A 17947-nucleotide genomic window follows, 5' to 3' on the forward strand; every position below is an offset into this window, starting at 1 on the left:
CATGGCGCTCACCCTGTATGTCGACACCGCACGCTGGCGTGCGCACCAGCAGTCCGTGGCCGAGCAGTTCCCCGGCATCGTCCCGGTCTGCAAGGGCAACGGCTACGGCTTCGGACACGAGCGGCTCGCCGACGAGGCGACCCGGCTCGGCAGCGACATGCTCGCGGTCGGTACGACCTACGAGGCCGCCAGGATCAAGGACTGGTTCGGCGGGGACCTCCTGGTCCTCACCCCGTACCGGCTCGGCGAGGAGCCGGTGCCGCTGCCGGACCGTGCGATCCGGTCGGTGTCCTCCGTCGAGGGCGTGCGCGGGCTGGTGGGCGCACGGGTCGTCATCGAGGTCATGAGCAGCATGAAGCGCCACGGCGTCGCCGAGGACGACCTGGTCAAGCTGCACGCCGCCATCGACGACGTACGGCTGGAGGGCTTCGCCATCCATCTGCCGCTGGACCGCACCGACGGTTCCGACGCGGTGGAGGAGGTCTTCGGCTGGATGGAGCGGCTGCGCGCCGCCCGGCTGCCGCTGCACACGATGTTCGTCAGCCACCTCAAGGCGCATGAGCTCGGCCAGCTGCAGCAGCAGTTCCCGCAGACCAAGTTCCGTGCCCGGATCGGCACCCGGATGTGGCTCGGCGACCACGAGGCCACCGAGTACCGCGGCGCGGTCCTGGACGTCACGCGCATCGCCAAGGGCGAGCGCTACGGGTACCGCCAGCAGAAGGCCTCCGACGACGGCCACCTGATCGTGGTCGCGGGCGGGACGTCCCACGGTGTGGGGCTCGAAGCGCCCAAGGCCCTGCACGGCCTGATGCCGCGCGCCAAGGGTGTCGCGCGGGCCGGCCTGGCCACCGTCAACCGCAACCTGTCGCCGTTCGTGTGGGCCGGCAAGCAGCGGTGGTTCGCGGAGCCCCCGCACATGCAGGTCTCCATCCTGTTCCTGCCCAACGACGTGGCCCCGCCGGCGGTCGGTGACGAGCTGGTGGCGCACCTGCGGCACACCACCACCCAGTTCGACCGCGTCCTGGACCGCTGACGGCCGCGGGACGCCACCCCACCAGCCACCCCAGCCACAGGACGCCGCTCAGCGGCTCTGAGCGCCTCTCAGCCGGTCTCGGCCGCTGTCGCCGCGGCCCCGCCCTCCACCGGCCGCTGTCCCGCCGTCTCACGCCGTTCCACGCCCCACTCCACCGGCGTCCCCGTGAAGGGGGCCGCGTGCCGCGGTTCATGGGCCCGGCCGAGTACGAACACGTCCGGCGCGCCGTCCAGCACACCGCCGGACGGGTCGTCCTCGCCGTCCCAGCGCACCACATCGCGTTCCGGCAGCAGGATGTCCCGCACCACCACGCCGCACAGGTACAGCGTGCCGAGGAGGTGGATGACGATCGCCAGGTGGTAGCCGTCCTGGGGCAGCCCGTGGTGCTTGTTGCCGCCCGTCACATAGGCGAGCTGCATCCAGATGCCCAGGAAGTACAGGACCTGGGAGCCCTGCCACACCAGGAAGTCCCGCCACCGCGGCCTGGCGAGCACGGCCAGTGGCAGCAGCCACAGCACGTACTGCGGCGAGTAGACCTTGTTGGCGACCACTATGGCGGCCACCACGAGGAAGGCGAGCTGCGCGAAGCGCGGACGCCGGGGGGCGTAGAGCGCGAGCCCCGCGATGGCCGCGCAGAGCAGCAGCATCAGGGCGACGGCGTAGGAGTTGACGCCGTCGAGCGGCTTGCCGGTCTGCTGGCTGATGACGAGCCAGATGGAGCCGTAGTCGATCCGGCGGTCCTGGCTGAACGAGTAGAACTTCGCCCAGCCGTCGCGCGCGAGCAGGATCACCGGCAGGTTGACCACCAGCCATGCCCCCACCGCCCCCGCCACGGCCGTCCAGAAGGCCCTCAGCCAGCCCGCCCGCAGGCAGAGCACGAACAGCGCCCCCAGCAGCAGTAGCGGGTAGAGCTTGGCGGCAGTGGCCAGGCCGAGCAGGACGCCGGCCGCCAGCGGGCGGCTGCGGGCCCACATCAGCATGGCGCCCGCGGTGAGCGCCACCGCGAACAGGTCCCAGTTGATGGTGGCGCTCAGCGCCAGCGCGGGGGAGAGCGCGACGAGCAGGGCGTCCCAGGGGCGGCGCCGGTGGGTGCGCGCGACGCACACCACGAGGGCCACCGCGCAGACCATCAGCATGCCCGCGTTGACCAGCCAGTAGATCTGCTCGCGGTGCTGCTCCGAGCCGCCGTCCGGGGTGAACCAGGACGCGACCTCCATGAAGAGGCCGGTCAGGACCGGGTACTCCAGATAGTGGAAGTCGGTGGAGACCTCGTCCGGGATCCGGTCGAAGTACGGCACGATCCCCGTCGAGAAGCCGCGCCCGCCGAACAGGTGCGGGATGTCGGAGTAGCAGGCGTGGATGTACTGCGCGTCACCCGGCTGGAACCAGCCGCTGTTGTAGCAGGGCAGCTTCTGCACCATCCCGAGCGCGAACATGCCGATGACCAGGATCACCAGGACCCGCAGCGGGTTCCACCAGCGGTGCGCTCCGGTCTCCGCCCGGCGTCCCAGCGGCCCGCCGATGACCTCGCTGGCGGATGCGGCCACCGGATCCTCGTCGGTCGGCGGCACGAGGGCCTCCAGCTGGTCGTCTTCGCGCACGCTCGTCATGGCGGACATCCTGCCGCATGGCCTGGGAAGGCAGGAGGCCGCGGAGGGCATTGGCCCTCCGCGGCCCCGGCCGCACTGCTAACGGCTCATCCGTCAGTCGGAGAAGTCGTTGCCGTTGTTACCTCCACCACCGCCGTTGCCGGGCCGGGTCGTGGTGGTCGAGGGTGTCGGCGAGGTACTGCCGCCGCCGGGCGTGTGGTGGCAGTTCCAGTCGAGCGGCGCGCAAGGCGTCGTCGGCGTATCGGTCGGCGAGGTCGGCGGCGTCGTGGGCGGCGTCGTCGTGGGCGTCGTCGGAGCCTTGGTCGTCGACGGGGTCTGGCTGGGCGTCGTCTGCGACGGCGTGGGCGTCGGGCTGGTGCCGGGGGCGTAGACCATCTCGCCGGGATCGCTCGACGGCTCGTTGAAGGTCTGCTTCGCGGTGCCCTTGAGGGCCTGGCTCATGTAGTCGTGCCAGATCTGCGCCGGGAACGAATTACCGTGCATCTTCGCCTTGCCTGCGGTGCCGTACATCGACAGGAAGGTCTTCTTGCTGGCCTCGGCCTTGTCGTCCAGTCGCCACATGCCGATCGAGGTCGACAGCGCCGGCGTGTAGCCGATGAACCAGGCCGACTTGTTGTCGTCGGTGGTACCGGTCTTGCCCGCGGCCTCCCGGCCGTCGTCGAGCTTCGCCGGCTCACCGGTGCCCTTCTGGACGACGCCCTGCAGCACGTTGGTGACGGTGTCGGCCACGTTCGCCTCGAAGGCCAGCTTCGCCTTCTTCTCGTGCTTGTAGATCTGCCCGCTCTTGTCCGACACGCTGGTGACCGAGTACGGGTCGTTCTGCATGCCGCTCGCGGCGAACGTCGCGTAGGCCCCGGCCATCCGGATCGCGCTGGGCGACGAGGTGCCGATCGAGTACGTGACGCTGTTCTTGTAGTCGTTCAGACCGTTCGACGCGGAGGGCCGCAGACCCGCCGCGATCGCGGCGTCATGCACCTTGTCGGTGCCGACGTTCATACCGAGCTGGACGTAGGGGGAGTTCATCGACTTTTCCATGGCCTCGCGCAGCGTGACCTTCGCCTCGGACTCGCCGTCGTCGTTGGGCTGAGTCCACTCCTCCCCCTTGTTGTCGTGCCAGGGCTTGCCGTCGTAGGTGTTGATCTTCAGGTCGTTCTTACCGCTGAAGATGCTCTTCGGCGAGACCTTGGTGCGCTCGTCGTCACCCTGGTCCGCTTCCCCCTTGGGGTCACGCGCGCCATGGGTCATCGCGGCCGCCAGGACGAACGGCTTGAACGTCGACCCGACCTGGGCGCCGGTCTCGTCCGCGTTGTTCGTGAAGTGCTGCACCGCATCGGTACCGCCGTAGATGGCGATGATCGCGCCGTCCTTGGGATTGACCGAGGCACCACCGAACTGCACGAACTTGTCGACGAACCCGCCGTCCTTGTCCAGGGTGGTGTTCTTCCCCGAGGTGTCCTTGCGGGTGTCCGGCTTCAGGTTCTTGTCGCGGACCGCCTTGATCGACGCCTCCAGCTCCGCCACCTTCTGCTTGTTGAAGGTGGTGTGGATCTGGTAGCCGCCCTTGGCCAGGTCGTCGGACGTGATCTTGAGTCCGGTGCTGTTGATGACGTAGGACTTGGCGAGGCTCACCAGGTAGCCGATCTGCCCGGCCATCTGCGCGTTCTTCTTCACCGGTCCCGGCGTCGGGTACGCCGTGTACTTCGCCCGCTCCTGAGCCGTCAGGTGGCCGTCCTTGACCTCCTCGTCAAGGATCCACTTCCAGCGCTGCATGGAGTTGGCCTTGTTGGCCTCGGGAGTGGCGCGCGAGTCGATGTCCACCGCGCCGGCGGGGTCGAAGTACGTCGGGCCCTTGAGCAGCGCTGCCAGGAAAGCGCACTGGCTCGGGTTGAGATCCTTGGAGTCGACGCCGTAGTACGTCCGGGCCGCGGCCTGGATTCCGTAGGCGCCCCGGCCGTAGTACGAGGTGTTCAGGTAGCCGGCCATGATGACCGGCTTCTTCACACTGGCGCCGACCTTTATGGAGATGAACAATTCCTTGAACTTGCGAGTGACGGTCTGCGACTGGTCGAGCCGGGAGTTCTTGACGTACTGCTGGGTGATCGTCGAACCACCCTGCACCTCACCGCCGGTGGCCATGTTCTTCAGGGCACGCGCGATACCCATGGGGTCGACGCCGCTGTCGCCCTCGAAGGTCTTGTTCTCCGCGGAGATGACCGCGTACTGCATCGCCCGCGGGATCTGGTCGATCGTCACGTTCTGGCGGTTGATCTCCCCGCCGGTCGCGATCATCGGGGTGTTGTCGTCCCAGTAGTAGACGTTGTTCTCCGCCTTGGCGGCGAGGTTCTCGTCCGGGATCTGCACCATCGCGTACGCGATGCCCGCGATACCGACCAGTGTGCCGAAGAAGGCGATGGTCAGCGACGTGACCTGCTTCCAGGACGGCATCCAGTGGCGCCAGCCGGTCTTGCCCCAGCGCGGATAGTCGATGAAGCGCTTCTTCGGGGGACGGCCGGGTCCACGACCACCGGGACCACTGCCACTGCCGCTGCCACCACCGCCGGGCCTGCGGCGCCCACCGCCACCGGAACCGCCCGCGCCTTCCGCGACACCCGCGCCCTCGGCGGCGTTCGCCGCACGGCGGCGACCGCCCTGCCCAGCACGGCGCGCGGCCGCGCGGCCGGGATAAGAGGGTCCGTCAGCGGCGGAACGGCCGGGTGACGGTGCCTGCGACGGCGGGTTGGCGGCGCGCCGGCCGACGGACGGCGACGGCGGTTCCTGCTGCGCTCCGCGCCGGGCGGCTGCGCGGCCGCCGCCGGGCGACTGCGGCGGCTTGCGACGGTGATCGCTCATGAACAGCTACTCCTAGAACAGGCGGGATCGCCTGAAGGCGGCAATGAATATCCGTGGGTCCCCCTGAGTGCGGCAGTGTCAGGCCGCACTGCACCCAGGACCAAGACGCTCACGCGCGTCACAGGGTTCCCGGTGCTCTGCATGGCGAACAGAGTACGCAGGCTCAAAAGCCCTGTGACACCAACCTTCATCACATAACGGACGGCTGAGGCTTCACAGGTTTCCCGATGTGACACCGGTCACCGCGGGCCGCCTTGCCAGATAGATCAAGCCGTTCTATCGTCGCGATGTATCGACTCGATACATCGGGCCGGCACAAGCACCACCACACACCGGGGCGGACCCGGGTTCAGCGGTGGCCAGGACGGAAGGCGGGGCAGTGAGCAAGCGCTCCGGGATCCTCGAATTCGCTGTCCTCGGCCTGCTGCGCGAATCCCCGATGCACGGTTACGAGCTGCGCAAGCGGCTCAACACCTCGCTCGGTGTGTTCCGCGCGTTCAGCTACGGCAGCCTTTATCCCTGCCTGAAGACGCTGGTCGCCCAGGGCTGGTTGATCGAGGAGACGGTTCCGGACGTGGATCCGCTGGCCGCTCCCCTCGTCGGCCGCCGGGCGAAGATCGTCTACCGGCTGACCACGGCGGGCAAGGAGCACTTCGAGGAGCTCCTCGCCCACTCAGGGCCGGACGCATGGGAGGACGAGCACTTCGCGGCTCGGTTCGCCTTCTTCGGCCAGACGTCACGGGACGTCCGGATGCGCGTCCTCGAGGGGCGGCGCAGCCGCCTCGAGGAACGCCTGGACAAGATGCGCGCCTCGTTGGTGCGCACCCGTGAGCGGCTCGACGACTACACGCTCGAGCTGCAACGGCACGGCATGGAATCGGTGGAGCGCGAGGTCCGCTGGCTCAACGAGCTGATCGAGACCGAGCGCAACGGGCGCACCACGCGCCCGCCGGCCGAGCAGGACGACAACACACAAGACCGCAACACTCAAGAACATGGCGGCCAACCCGGAGACCGGGGAACCGCGTGACGATTACACAGGGAGCAACCGTGGGTTCGGTTCGCGTAGCCATTGTTGGCGTGGGCAACTGCGCCGCGTCGCTGGTGCAGGGTGTCGAGTACTACAAGGACGCCGACCCGAACGGCCGCGTGCCTGGCCTCATGCACGTGCAGTTCGGTGACTACCACGTGCGTGACGTCGAGTTCGTGGCCGCCTTCGATGTCGACGCGAAGAAGGTCGGCCTCGACCTCGCGGACGCCATCGGCGCCAGCGAGAACAACACGATCAAGATCTGCGACGTTCCGCAGAGCGGTATCACCGTCGAGCGCGGTCACACCCACGACGGTCTCGGCAAGTACTACCGCGAGACCATCGAGGAGTCGGACGCGGCCCCGGTCGACATCGTCAAGATCCTCAAGGACCGCCAGGTCGACGTTCTCGTCTGCTACCTGCCCGTCGGCTCCGAGGTCGCTGCGAAGTTCTACGCGCAGTGCGCCATCGACGCCAAGGTCGCGTTCGTCAACGCCCTCCCGGTCTTCATCGCCGGCACCAAGGAGTGGGCGGACAAGTTCACCGAGGCCGGTGTGCCGATCGTCGGTGACGACATCAAGTCGCAGGTCGGCGCCACGATCACGCACCGTGTGATGGCGAAGCTCTTCGAGGACCGCGGTGTCCTGCTGGAGCGCACCATGCAGCTGAACGTCGGCGGCAACATGGACTTCAAGAACATGCTGGAGCGCGACCGCCTCGAGTCGAAGAAGATCTCGAAGACGCAGGCCGTCACCTCGCAGATCGACCGCGACCTGGGTGCCGACAACGTGCACATCGGCCCGTCGGACTACGTGGCGTGGCTCGACGACCGCAAGTGGGCGTTCGTCCGCCTCGAGGGCCGCGCCTTCGGTGACGTCCCGCTGAGCCTGGAGTACAAGCTCGAGGTCTGGGACTCCCCGAACTCGGCCGGCGTCATCATCGACGCGGTGCGTGCCGCGAAGATCGCCCTGGACCGCGGCATCGGTGGCCCGATCCTCTCGGCGTCCTCGTACTTCATGAAGTCCCCGCCGGTGCAGTACTTCGACGACGAGGCCCGCGACAACGTCGAGAAGTTCATCAAGGGCGAGGTCGAGCGCTGAGCCCAGCCGGCTCGGGCTCACGGTCGATCGGCACCGACCCGCCGATCGCCACTGATCGCCACTGAACCGCTGATCACGCACGACGCGTAACCGTCAGGCCCCGGGTGTTGCGCCCGGGGCCTGACGCGTCATGTGAGGCTGTGCCCATGGCTGTTGTGCGCGATCTCCGCGTGCTGCTGCGGCTGCGCGACTTCCGGCGGCTGCTCGCGGTGCGCCTGCTGTCCCAACTCTCCGACGGCGTCTTCCAGGTCGCGCTCGCCACGTACGTCGTCTTCTCGCCCGAGAAGCAGGCGTCCCCCGCCGCCATCGCCTCCGCGATGGCCGTGCTCCTGCTGCCGTACTCCCTGCTGGGTCCCTTCACCGGGGTGCTGCTGGACCGCTGGCGGCGGCGCCAGGTCCTGCTGTACTGCAACCTGCTGCGCGCGGTGCTCTCCTGCGGCACGGCCGCGCTGATCCTGGCCCATGTCCCGGACTGGCTGTTCTATCTGTCGGCGCTGTCCGTCACCGCCGTCAACCGCTTCGTCCTGGCCGGGCTGTCGGCGGCACTGCCGCGCGTCGTGGACCGGGAGCGGCTCGTGATGGCCAACTCGCTGTCGCCGACCGCGGGGACACTGGCCGCGACGGCCGGCGGCGGTCTCGCCTTCCTCGTCCACCTCGGCCTCGCCAAGGGCGCCGGAGCCGACGCGACCGTGGTGCTGCTCGCCGCGTTCGTCTACCTCTGCGCGGGCCTGGCCGCCCTCGCCCTGGACCGCGACCTCCTCGGCCCCGACCCGGAGCTCGTCCAACCACGCCTCGGCACCGCGCTGACCGGTACCGTGCACGGCCTCGCGGAGGGGCTGCGCCATCTGCGCGGCCGCCCGGCCGCGGTGCGGGCCATGGCCGCCATGACCGCCCTGCGCTTTTGCTACGGCGCACTCACCGTCGTCCTGCTGATGCTGTGCCGCTACGCCTGGAACACCGCGTCGGACCGGCCGGGCGACGACGGCAGCGGCGGTCTGGCCCTGCTCGGACTCGCGGTGGGCGTCTCGGGCGCGGGCTTCTTCGCCGCCGCCGTCATCACACCCTGGGCCACCGCCCGCTTCGGCACCGCCGGCTGGATCACGGTCTGCGCCGGATCCGCCGCCGTGCTTCTCCCGCCGCTGGCCCTGCCGTTCGACCCCGCGCCCATGCTGGTCGCCGCCTTCGCCCTGGGCATCTGCACCCAGGGCGCCAAGATCGCCACCGACACCGTCGTCCAGTCCTCGGTCGACGACGCATACCGGGGACGGGTGTTCTCGCTCTACGACGTGGCCTTCAACGTCGCCTTCGTCGGTGCCGCGGCAGTCGCCGCCCTGATGCTTCCGCCGGACGGCCGGTCCGCGCTCCTGATCGCCCTACTGGCCCTGCTGTACGCGGTGGTGGCCCTGGCGATGCTCCGTGTCAGGGGTCTCCAGTAGTGTTCGCCCGTTCTTACGTCGCTCATACATCCCAATCGGGGGACACCCATGACCACTCCACCGCCACCGCAGTACCAGCAGGGTGGGAACCCCTACGGCCAGCCGCAGCCGCCGCAGGGCGGCAACCCGTACGGCCAGCCGCAACCGCCGCAGGGCGCTGACCCCTTCGGGCAGCAGGGGCCGCAGCCGTATCCCCAGCAGGGAGCCCAGCCCGGCGCGTGCACCTTCTGCGGCGGCTACCCCGCCGTCCACGCCACGGTCCGCGGTCACCAGGGCTTCCTGGTCATCATGCGGTTCCTCAAGCTGAAGGCCAACTACTGCCGCTCCTGCGGCATAGCCACGCACCGCGACATGACCACCAAGACCCTGTGGCAGGGCTGGTGGGGCATCGCCTCGTTCATCATCACGCCGGTCACCCTGCTCATCAACCTGGGTGCGCGGGGGAAGTTCAACAAGCTCCCCGCGCCCACCGGTGGCTGGGGACCGTCCCGCGAGACCGGAAAGCCGATCTTCGGGCGCGTGGGTGCCTACGGCATCCTGGTCCCGCTCATCGTGATCGCCGCGATCGTGGGGGTGAACGCGCTCGACAAGAGCGCCAGCACGGCCGTCGTCGGCGACTGCATGCACCGCGGTAGCGCCAGCGACAGCAACCCGGACCTGAAGGTCGTCTCCTGCACGGACGCCAAGGCGCAGTACAAGGTCCTGGCCGTGATCAGTGGCGAGTACGGCGACTCCGAGGCCGAGAAGAAGTGCACGGCGGCGGCCCCGGACTTCCAGTACGCCTACACCGAGTCCGGTAGCGGCAGCGACTTCCTGCTCTGCCTGAAGGACAAGTAGTCCCACCGGTCTCACCGAAATGCACAGGGGCGATGTTCCACGTGGAACATCGCCCCTCGCGCCGTCCGGGCCGTGCCATGTTCCACGTGGAACATCGCGTCCACCGGAATGCTCAGCCCTGCGTCGCCCACCACTCCTTGAGCGCGGCGATCGCGTCCTCCTCGGCCATCGGGCCGTTCTCCAGCCGCAGCTCCAGCAGGAACTGGTAGGCCTTGCCGATCACCGGGCCGGGCGGGACATCCAGGATCCGCATGATCTGGTTGCCGTCCAGGTCAGGACGGATCGAATCGAGCTCCTCCCGCTCCTGGAGTTCGCCGATCCGCTCCTCCAGCCCGTCATAGGTACGGGAGAGCGCCGCCGCCTTGCGCTTGTTCCGCGTCGTGCAGTCGGACCGGGTGAGCTTGTGCAGCCGGCCCAGCAGCGGGCCCGCGTCGCGCACATAACGCCGGACGGCGGAGTCCGTCCACTCCCCGGTGCCGTACCCGTGGAACCGCAGGTGCAGCTCGACGAGCCGGGCGACGTCCTTGATCATGTCGTTGGGGTACTTGAGCTTGGCCATCCTGGCCTTGGTCATCTTCGCGCCCACCACCTCGTGGTGGTGGAAGGAGACCCGGCCGTCGGACTCGAAGCGCCGGGTCCGCGGCTTGCCGATGTCGTGCAGCAGCGCGGCCAGCCGCAGCACCAGGTCGGGGCCGTCCGTCTCCAGGTCGATGGCCTGCTCCAGGACGGTCAGCGAGTGCTCGTAGACGTCCTTGTGCCGGTGGTGTTCATCACGCTCCAGGCGCAGCGCCGAGAGCTCCGGCAGCACCCGCTCCGCCAGCCCGGTGTCGACCAGCAGCCGCAGACCCTTGCGCGGGTTGTCCGAGAGGATGAGCTTGTTCAGCTCGTCCCGGACCCGCTCCGCCGAGACGATCTCGATCCGGTCCGCCATCGCCGTCATCGCGGCGACGACCTCGGGAGCGACCTCGAAGTCCAGCTGGGCCGCGAAGCGCGCGGCGCGCATCATCCGCAGCGGGTCGTCGGAGAAGGAGTCCTCCGGCGTACCGGGAGTGCGCAGCAGCCGGCCGGCCAGGTCGTCGAGGCCGCCGTACGGGTCGACGAAGACGCTTCCCGGCAGCGCGACGGCCATCGCGTTGACCGTGAAGTCCCGGCGGACCAGATCCTCCTCGATGGTGTCGCCGTAGGAGACCTCGGGCTTGCGGGAGGTCCGGTCGTAGGCCTCCGACCGGTAGGTGGTGACTTCGACCTGGAAGCCGTCCTTCATGCACCCGACGGTGCCGAAGGCGATACCGACCTCCCACACGGCCTCCGCCCAGGGCCGGATGATCTTCAGCACCTGTTCCGGGCGGGCGTCGGTCGTGAAGTCCAGGTCGTTGCCGAGCCTGCCGAGCAGGGTGTCACGGACCGAGCCGCCGACGAGGGCGAGCTTGAAGCCGGCTTCCTGGAAGCGGCGGCCGAGGTCTTCGGCGACCGGCGCGACCGTGTGAGGGGCCTGCTGGATCTGGGGGTCATTGTTGGCATTCGGCACAACGTAAAAGGGTACGTGGCCGCGAGCCTCCTGGCCTCCGCGTTATGTCCCCGGTCCACATGGAGCAGTCCGCAGCACTTTGCCTCTCGCCCGATCGTTAACATGCCAGGACGCACATCCGATTGACGACAGGACGGGCAAACGAGTGGGCGAGGCGGCACAGTCACCCGGTACACCCACGGCTCGTCCGCGGCGGCTACGCCGCGTGGCCGCGCTGATCGCCGGGGCGTCGCTCTTCGCGGGCCTGCTGCAGGTGCACGCCGCACCCGCCGCCTACGCCACCACGGCCGGTACCGGATCGCGGACCGCCCAGGTGTCCCTGGAATCCATGGACCCGGTCACCCCGGCCAAGGACGGCACGATCACCGTCGACGGCACCGTCACCAACACCGGACGGGCCACGATCACCCATGCCGAGGCCGGCCTGCGGGTCTCCTCCAGCAGCCCGCTGACCAGCCGCAGCGCGATCAGCTCCGCCGCCGCACGCACCGGGAGCACCGGTGACGACGGCAGCCTGCTCAACGAGTACACGGCCAAGCTGGCGGACATCCCGTCCGGCACGAGCAGCCCCTTCTCCCTGAAGGTGCCCGTGAGCGCCCTGGAGCTGGGCGCTGACGGCGTCTACCAGCTCGGGGTCACCCTCAACGGCCAGACCGCCGACGAGGCCTACAACCACGTCCTGGGGATCCAGCGGACGTTTCTCCCCTGGTACGCGAAGGCTGAGGCCAAGCCGACCCAGTTCACGTTCCTGTGGCCGCTGGCCGACCGGCCGCACCTGGCCGTGCGCAGCGACACCGACGACCAGCAGAGTCCGATCTTCCTCGACGACGACCTCGCGGCGGATCTCGCGCCCGGCGGCCGGCTGCAGCAGATGGTGGAGCTGGGCAGGACCCTGCCGATCACCTGGGTCGTCGATCCCGACCTGCTCGCCACCGTCGACTTCATGACCCGCAGCTACCGGGTGCTGGGTCCTGACGGTGACATCGCGCACACGACGCCGGGCACGGGCACCGAGAACGCCAAGCAGTGGCTCAACGACCTGAAGTCCGCGACCGCCGGCCATGAAGTGGTGTCGCTGCCCTTCGGTGACACCGACATCGCGTCGATCGCCCATCACGGCAAGGACGTCCCCGCGACCCTCGGCCACCTCAAGACGGCCACTGATCTGGGGGTCAGGACCGTCGACACGATCCTCGGCCTCGAACCGACCGCCAATGTGGCCTGGCCGGCCGAGGGCGCCGTCGATCCGTCGATCGTGGACGTCGCCACCGCCGGCGGGGCCGACAACGTCATCGCGCGCAGCGACAGCTTCGGCGAGACCGGCTCGCTCGACTACACCCCGACGTCCGCCCGGCCGATCAGCGGCGGCACCACGGCGGTGGTCACCGACGCCGTCCTCTCCAAGGCGTTCGCGGGCGACATGACGCGCGCCTCGACGGCGGCCCTCGCGGTCCAGGAGTTCCTCTCCCAGACCCTCATGATCACCCTGCAGGCGCCGACCAAGCAGCGCAGCATCGTCGTCGCCCCGCAGCGCATGCCCACCGCGTCCCAGGCCCAGGAGATGGCCCGGGGCATCTCGGCGGTCGGCCACAGCCCCTGGGCGCAGACCATCAGCTTCGACGCGGCCACCAAGGCGCCCGCCGACCCGGCCGCCAACCACAAGGTGCCCGGCACCTCCGCGTACCCCGACTACCTGCGCAAGCAGGAGATCAGCACCAGTGCGTTCCAGGACATCCAGCGGACGCAGGGCCAGCTCAACGGCTTCACGGTGATCCTCAGCCGCAAGGACCGGGTCACCGTCCCCTTCACCGCCGCCGTGCTGCGCTCGATGTCCAACGCCTGGCGCGGCGACCCCGTCGGCGCCGCGCTCTTCCGTAACTCGATCGGCTCCTACCTCACCGACCTCATGGGCTCGGTGCACATCCTGGACAAGACCAACCTCACCCTGTCCGGGCGCAGTGCCACGATCCCGGTCACCGTGAAGAACGAACTCGGGCAGGCCGTCACCGGACTGGAACTGCGGCTCACCTCCAGCGCGCAGATCCGGCTGGACGTCGGCGACCCCCAGCCGGTCACCGTCGAGGGCGGCCACACCCGCTCGCTGAAGTTCCCCACCAAGGCGGGCGCGAACGGCCTGGCACAGGTGACCGCCCAGCTCTACACCAAGGACGGCGTCAAGTACGGCGATCCGATCTCGTTCAACGTCAAGGTCACGTCGATCACCGACACCGTGATGCTGGTGATCGCCGGCGGCCTGCTGCTCCTCGCGCTGGCCGGGGTGAAGATGTACAACCAGCGCAAGCGCAAGGCGGCCGCCGGAGCCGGTGGCACCGATGCCGACGGAGACGACGACGGCGACGCGGCCGGTGACGGCGACGACGGCACGGACGGTGCCGATGGTGCGGACGGTACGGGCGGTGCGGACGGCGTGGGGGAGAGCGACGGTGCGGACCGCGCCGAAGCCGGGCAGCCGGGTGACCCGGCTCCGGACACCGCCGCGGAAAACACGGACCCGTCCCCGCCGGGTGAGAAGGTGGACCGATAGCCAGGCCGGGTCTCGACAGCGGACAATCAATAAGGTGGGGCAGATGAACGCGCCGTACGACGGTGACCGCGACCGGGAGACTCCGGCCGGAGATCCGCGCGCACAGGTACCGCCGCCACCCCGGGCCACCACCCGGTCCCGCCGGACCCCTACCTGCAGAACACCTACGCCTACGATCCCTACCAGCAGCAGGATCCGACCGCGCAGGACCCCGTCGGCGAGGCCCTCTACGACCGCGCCGCGCACCCTCCGCCGCCGCCCCCGCCGTACGGTCAGCCGTGGCCCCCGCAGCAACAGCCGTACCAGATGCCGTACGGCGACGACGCCACCACGCAGTACGTCGGGGTGGACGACCTGGTGACCCACGCGGCCGAGGAGCCTCCCCCTTACGACGCGTTCGCGCACCTGTACCGCGACCAGCAGCCCGCCGCGGCGCCCACCGGGCCCACCGTGGTGGTGCCCGAGCCGGAGCAGCAGGCGGCCCCGGTCCCCGCGCCCCGCTCCGCCGGCCGCGGCGCCAGCATCCTGAAGTCCAGCGCCCTGATGGCGGCCGGCACCCTGGTCTCCCGCCTCACCGGCTTCGTCCGCACCCTGGTCATCGCCGCGGCGATCGGGGTCGCCACCCTCGGCGACTCCTACGCAGTGGCGATGGTCCTGCCCACGATGATCTACATCCTCACCGTCGGCGGCGGCCTCAACTCCGTCTTCGTCCCGCTGCTGGTCCGCGCGATGAAGGACGACGAGGACGGTGGCACCGCCTTCGCCAACCGGCTGCTGACCCTGGTCATGGTCATCCTCGGCGGCATCGTCACGCTCACCGTGATCGCGGCCCCGCTGCTGGTCCGCATGATGTCCACGAAGATCGCGGACAACCCGGCCACCTTCGACGTCGCGGTGACCTTCGCCCGCTACTGCCTGCCCACGATCTTCTTCATGGGTGTGCACGTCGTGATGGGCCAGATCCTCAACGCCCGCGGCAAGTTCGGCGCGATGATGTGGACCCCGGTCCTCAACAACATCGTCGTCATCTTCACCTTCGGCATGTTCATCTGGGTCTACGGCTCCTACGGCACGACCAACATGGACGCCACCACGATCTCCCCCGAGGGCATCCAGCTGCTCGGCATCGGCACCCTGCTCGGCCTGGCCGTGCAGTCCATCGCGATGCTGCCCTATCTGCGCGAGGCGGGCTTCAAGTTCCGGCTGCGCTTCGACTGGCGCGGCCACGGACTCGGCCACGCCGCGAAGCTGGCCAAGTGGACGTTCTTCTTCGTCCTCGCCAACCAGGCCGGCCTCATCGTCGTCACCCAGCTCGCCACCTGGGCCGGATCCGAGGCCGACAAGCTCGGTTTCCAGGGCACCGGCATCACCGCGTACAACAACGCGCTGCTGATCTGGCAGATGCCGCAGGCGATCATCACGGTCTCCGTCATGGCCGCCGTGCTGCCCCGGATCTCCCGCGCCGCCCACGACGGGGACTCACCCGCGGTCCGCGACGACATCTCCTACGGCCTGCGCACCTCGGCCGTGGCCATCGTCCCGGCCGCCTTCGCCTTCCTCGCCCTGGGCGTCCCGATGTGCAGCCTGCTGTACGCCGGCACCGGCACGGACTCCGCGCGCAACATCGGATTCATCCTGATGGCCTTCGGGATCGGACTGATCCCGTTCTCCGTGCAGTACGTCGTGCTGCGCGGCTTCTACGCCTTCGAGGACACCCGCACCCCCTTCTACAACACGGTGATCGTCGCCGCCGTGAACGCCGCCGCTTCCGCGGCCTGCTTCGTCGTGCTCCCCTCCCGCTGGGCCGTGGTCGGCATGGCCTTCTCCTACGGGCTGGCTTACGCGGTCGGCGTCGGAGTCGCCGTCAGGCGGCTGCGCACCCGGCTGGGCGGCGACCTCGACGGCAAGCGCATCACCCGGACGTACGCGCGCCTCACCGGCGCCTGCGTCCCCGCCGCCCTGGCCGCCGGGGTCGCGGTCTACGGCATCACCCGGACGCTGGGCAGCGGGGCGTCCGGCTCGCTGGTCTCACTGATCGTCGGCGGCGCACTGCTGATCGGCATCTTCTACATCGCCGCCAAGCGCATGAGGATCGAGGAAATGACCGCGATGGTCGGAATGGTGCGCGGCAGACTCGGCCGCTGATCGAAAGAACACGGCGGGCAACCATCGGCTCCCGCCGTGTGTCGTGCAGAGAGCCGGACTGTGGGCACAATTGGCCTTGGCTCTGAAGTGGGATCGCGCAACGGATGGGGAGGCAGGAACGACGGTGGCGGATCGGAGTACGGCTGCCGTCGGAGTGGCCAATGAGAGCGGCGAGCCGCCGCCCACCGTCCAGCAGGACGGGGCCACACCCGACGAGACGACGGATCAGAACAACCCCCAGGACGCGCGGGACGCACCGCAGGACGAGGCAGCAGCAGAGCAGCACAAGGGCGACAGCAAGCCGCCGGAACTCCACAGCGGCCACAAGCTCGCCCGCCGCTACCAGTTGGAGGAGTGCGTCACCCGCCTCGACGGCTTCAGCAGCTGGCGGGCGGTCGACGAGAAGCTACGGCGTGCCGTCGGCATCCATCTCCTGCCCGCCGACCACGCCAGGGCGCGTCAGGTGCTCGCCGCCGCCCGTTCGGCCGCACTCCTGGGTGATCCCCGCTTCGTCCAGGTCCTCGACGCGGTCGAGGAGAACGACCTCGTCTACGTCATCCACGAATGGCTCCCCGACGCCGCCGCGCTCAGTGACAGCCTGGCCGCCGGACCGCTGGAGCCGCACGACGCCTACCAGATGGTCAGCCAGGTCTCCCAGGCCATGGCCGCCGCCCATCGCGAGGGACTGGCGCATCTGCGGCTCAGCCCCGGCTCCATCCTGCGCACCGGCTCCGGGCAGTACCGCATCCGCGGCCTCGCCGTCACCGCCGCACTGCGCGGTCTGAAGTCCGAGCGACCGCAGCGCGAGGACACCGAGGCGATCGGCGCGCTGCTGTACGCCTCGCTCACCCGGCGCTGGCCGTACGAGGAGGACGCGTACGGCCTCACCGGCCTCCCCAAGGCCGTCGGGCTGGTCGCTCCCGACCAGGTGCGTGCGGGGGTCCACCGCGGGCTGTCCGAGATCGCGATGCGGGCGCTCGTCAACGAGGGCGCCACCGCCTCCCGCGAGGAATCGCCCTGCACCACTCCGGAGGAGCTGGCCCGAGCGGTCGCCGGACTGCCCCGGATCAAGCCTCCCGAGCCGGACATCTCGCCGTACCAGCGCACCACGTACCAGCAGGGTCCCTACCGCCAGCCGCCCGCCACGCCCCGGCCGGCCCCCGCGCCCCCCGCTCCGCCGCCGGCCCTTCCCGGCCGCACCGGCAAGGTGCTCAAGTGGGCCGTCTCCGCGCTGCTGATCGCCGCGCTGGGCCTGGGCAGCTGGCAGCTCGCGGACACCCTCATGGGCCGCGAGGAACAGAACAAGGACGACACCGGCACCTCCCAGCGGGCCGGCCAGGACCCCAGCAGTGCCGCTCCCGGCACACCGCTGGCCATCTCCTCGGCCAGTGAGTTCTCACCCCTGGACGCCCCGATAGCGGCCGACAAGGTCGCCTTCGCCGTCGACGGCAAGGCCGACACCTCCTGGATCACCAGCAACTACAAGGGCCAGTCGAACTTCGGCAACCTGCCCAACCGCATCCAGGGCAGTGGCATCATCGTCGACCTGGGCAGCCGACGTAAGGTCACCGGCATCGACCTCACGATGTGGGTGCCCGGCCAGACCGTAGAGGTGCTGGCCGCGGCACCGGACGCTTCCCAGCCCACCGCCCTGGCGGCCTTCCCGCAGCGGTTCGCCCCGGCGGCCAAGGCCGGGAGCACCGTTCAGGTGACCGCCGGCCAGCCGGTGGAAACGCGCTACGTCCTGATCCACATCACCGACCTGCCACCCGAGTCCGGTGGTGGCTTCCGTGGCGGCATCACGGAAATAAAGGTCCTCGGCAACAGCTGAGC

11 protein-coding genes are annotated in these 17947 nt (G+C 69.5%); 8 read left to right on the forward strand and 3 right to left on the reverse strand.

From position 1 onward, the window contains the following. Position 1: 1 nt before the first annotated feature. A complete protein-coding gene (locus tag LNW72_RS20575) occupies positions 2-1033 on the forward strand; it encodes an alanine racemase (RefSeq protein WP_138351155.1) in 1032 nt (343 codons plus the stop codon). 68 nt (positions 1034-1101) lie between these two features. Here the strand turns inward: LNW72_RS20575 and LNW72_RS20580 are convergent, their stop codons facing one another. Continuing rightward, positions 1102-2643, reverse strand: coding sequence for a glycosyltransferase 87 family protein (locus LNW72_RS20580; protein ID WP_250976755.1), 1542 nt, complete (start codon positions 2641-2643; stop codon positions 1102-1104). Between the two features lie 93 nt (positions 2644-2736). Then, entirely contained in the window at positions 2737-5493 is a 2757-nt protein-coding gene (locus LNW72_RS20585) for a transglycosylase domain-containing protein (protein WP_250976756.1), read from the reverse strand. A 379-nt stretch (positions 5494-5872) separates the two neighbouring features. Here LNW72_RS20585 and LNW72_RS20590 point away from each other — a divergent pair, with 379 nt between their 5' ends. From LNW72_RS20590 to LNW72_RS20605, 4 genes are all read left to right on the forward strand, one after another. Next, the gene (locus LNW72_RS20590; protein ID WP_250976757.1) at positions 5873-6523 is read left to right on the forward strand and encodes a PadR family transcriptional regulator; all 651 of its coding nucleotides are present in this window, start codon (positions 5873-5875) and stop codon (positions 6521-6523) included. A 20-nt stretch (positions 6524-6543) separates the two neighbouring features. Then, positions 6544-7623, forward strand: a complete 1080-nt coding sequence (locus LNW72_RS20595; protein WP_250976758.1) for an inositol-3-phosphate synthase — start codon at positions 6544-6546, stop codon at positions 7621-7623. A gap of 146 nt (positions 7624-7769) precedes the next feature. Next, entirely contained in the window at positions 7770-9059 is a 1290-nt protein-coding gene (locus tag LNW72_RS20600; RefSeq protein ID WP_250976759.1) for an MFS transporter, read from the forward strand. 48 nt (positions 9060-9107) lie between these two features. Next, entirely contained in the window at positions 9108-9896 is a 789-nt protein-coding gene (locus LNW72_RS20605; RefSeq protein WP_250976760.1) for a proline-rich domain-containing protein, read from the forward strand. A gap of 112 nt (positions 9897-10008) precedes the next feature. On the opposite strand, the gene LNW72_RS20610 is transcribed toward LNW72_RS20605, so the two are convergent. Beyond that, positions 10009-11424, reverse strand: coding sequence for a CCA tRNA nucleotidyltransferase (locus LNW72_RS20610; RefSeq protein ID WP_250976761.1), 1416 nt, complete (start codon positions 11422-11424; stop codon positions 10009-10011). Between the two features lie 205 nt (positions 11425-11629). Between LNW72_RS20610 and LNW72_RS20615 the strand changes: the two genes are divergently transcribed. From LNW72_RS20615 to LNW72_RS20625, 3 genes are all read left to right on the forward strand, one after another. After that, the gene (locus LNW72_RS20615; RefSeq protein ID WP_250976762.1) at positions 11630-13969 is read left to right on the forward strand and encodes a DUF6049 family protein; all 2340 of its coding nucleotides are present in this window, start codon (positions 11630-11632) and stop codon (positions 13967-13969) included. Positions 13970-14275: 306 nt separating this feature from the next. Beyond that, positions 14276-16114: a murein biosynthesis integral membrane protein MurJ gene (gene murJ / locus LNW72_RS20620; protein WP_374117296.1), complete on the forward strand. Its 1839-nt coding sequence runs from the start codon at positions 14276-14278 to the stop codon at positions 16112-16114. Positions 16115-16238: 124 nt separating this feature from the next. After that, on the forward strand, positions 16239-17945 hold the full coding sequence (locus LNW72_RS20625; RefSeq protein WP_250976763.1) for a protein kinase family protein: 1707 nt from the start codon (positions 16239-16241) through the stop codon (positions 17943-17945). The last annotated feature ends 2 nt before the right edge of the window (positions 17946-17947 follow it).

This window comes from Streptomyces sp. RKAG293 (assembly GCF_023701745.1).
In the GTDB taxonomy this organism is placed as follows: domain Bacteria; phylum Actinomycetota; class Actinomycetes; order Streptomycetales; family Streptomycetaceae; genus Actinacidiphila.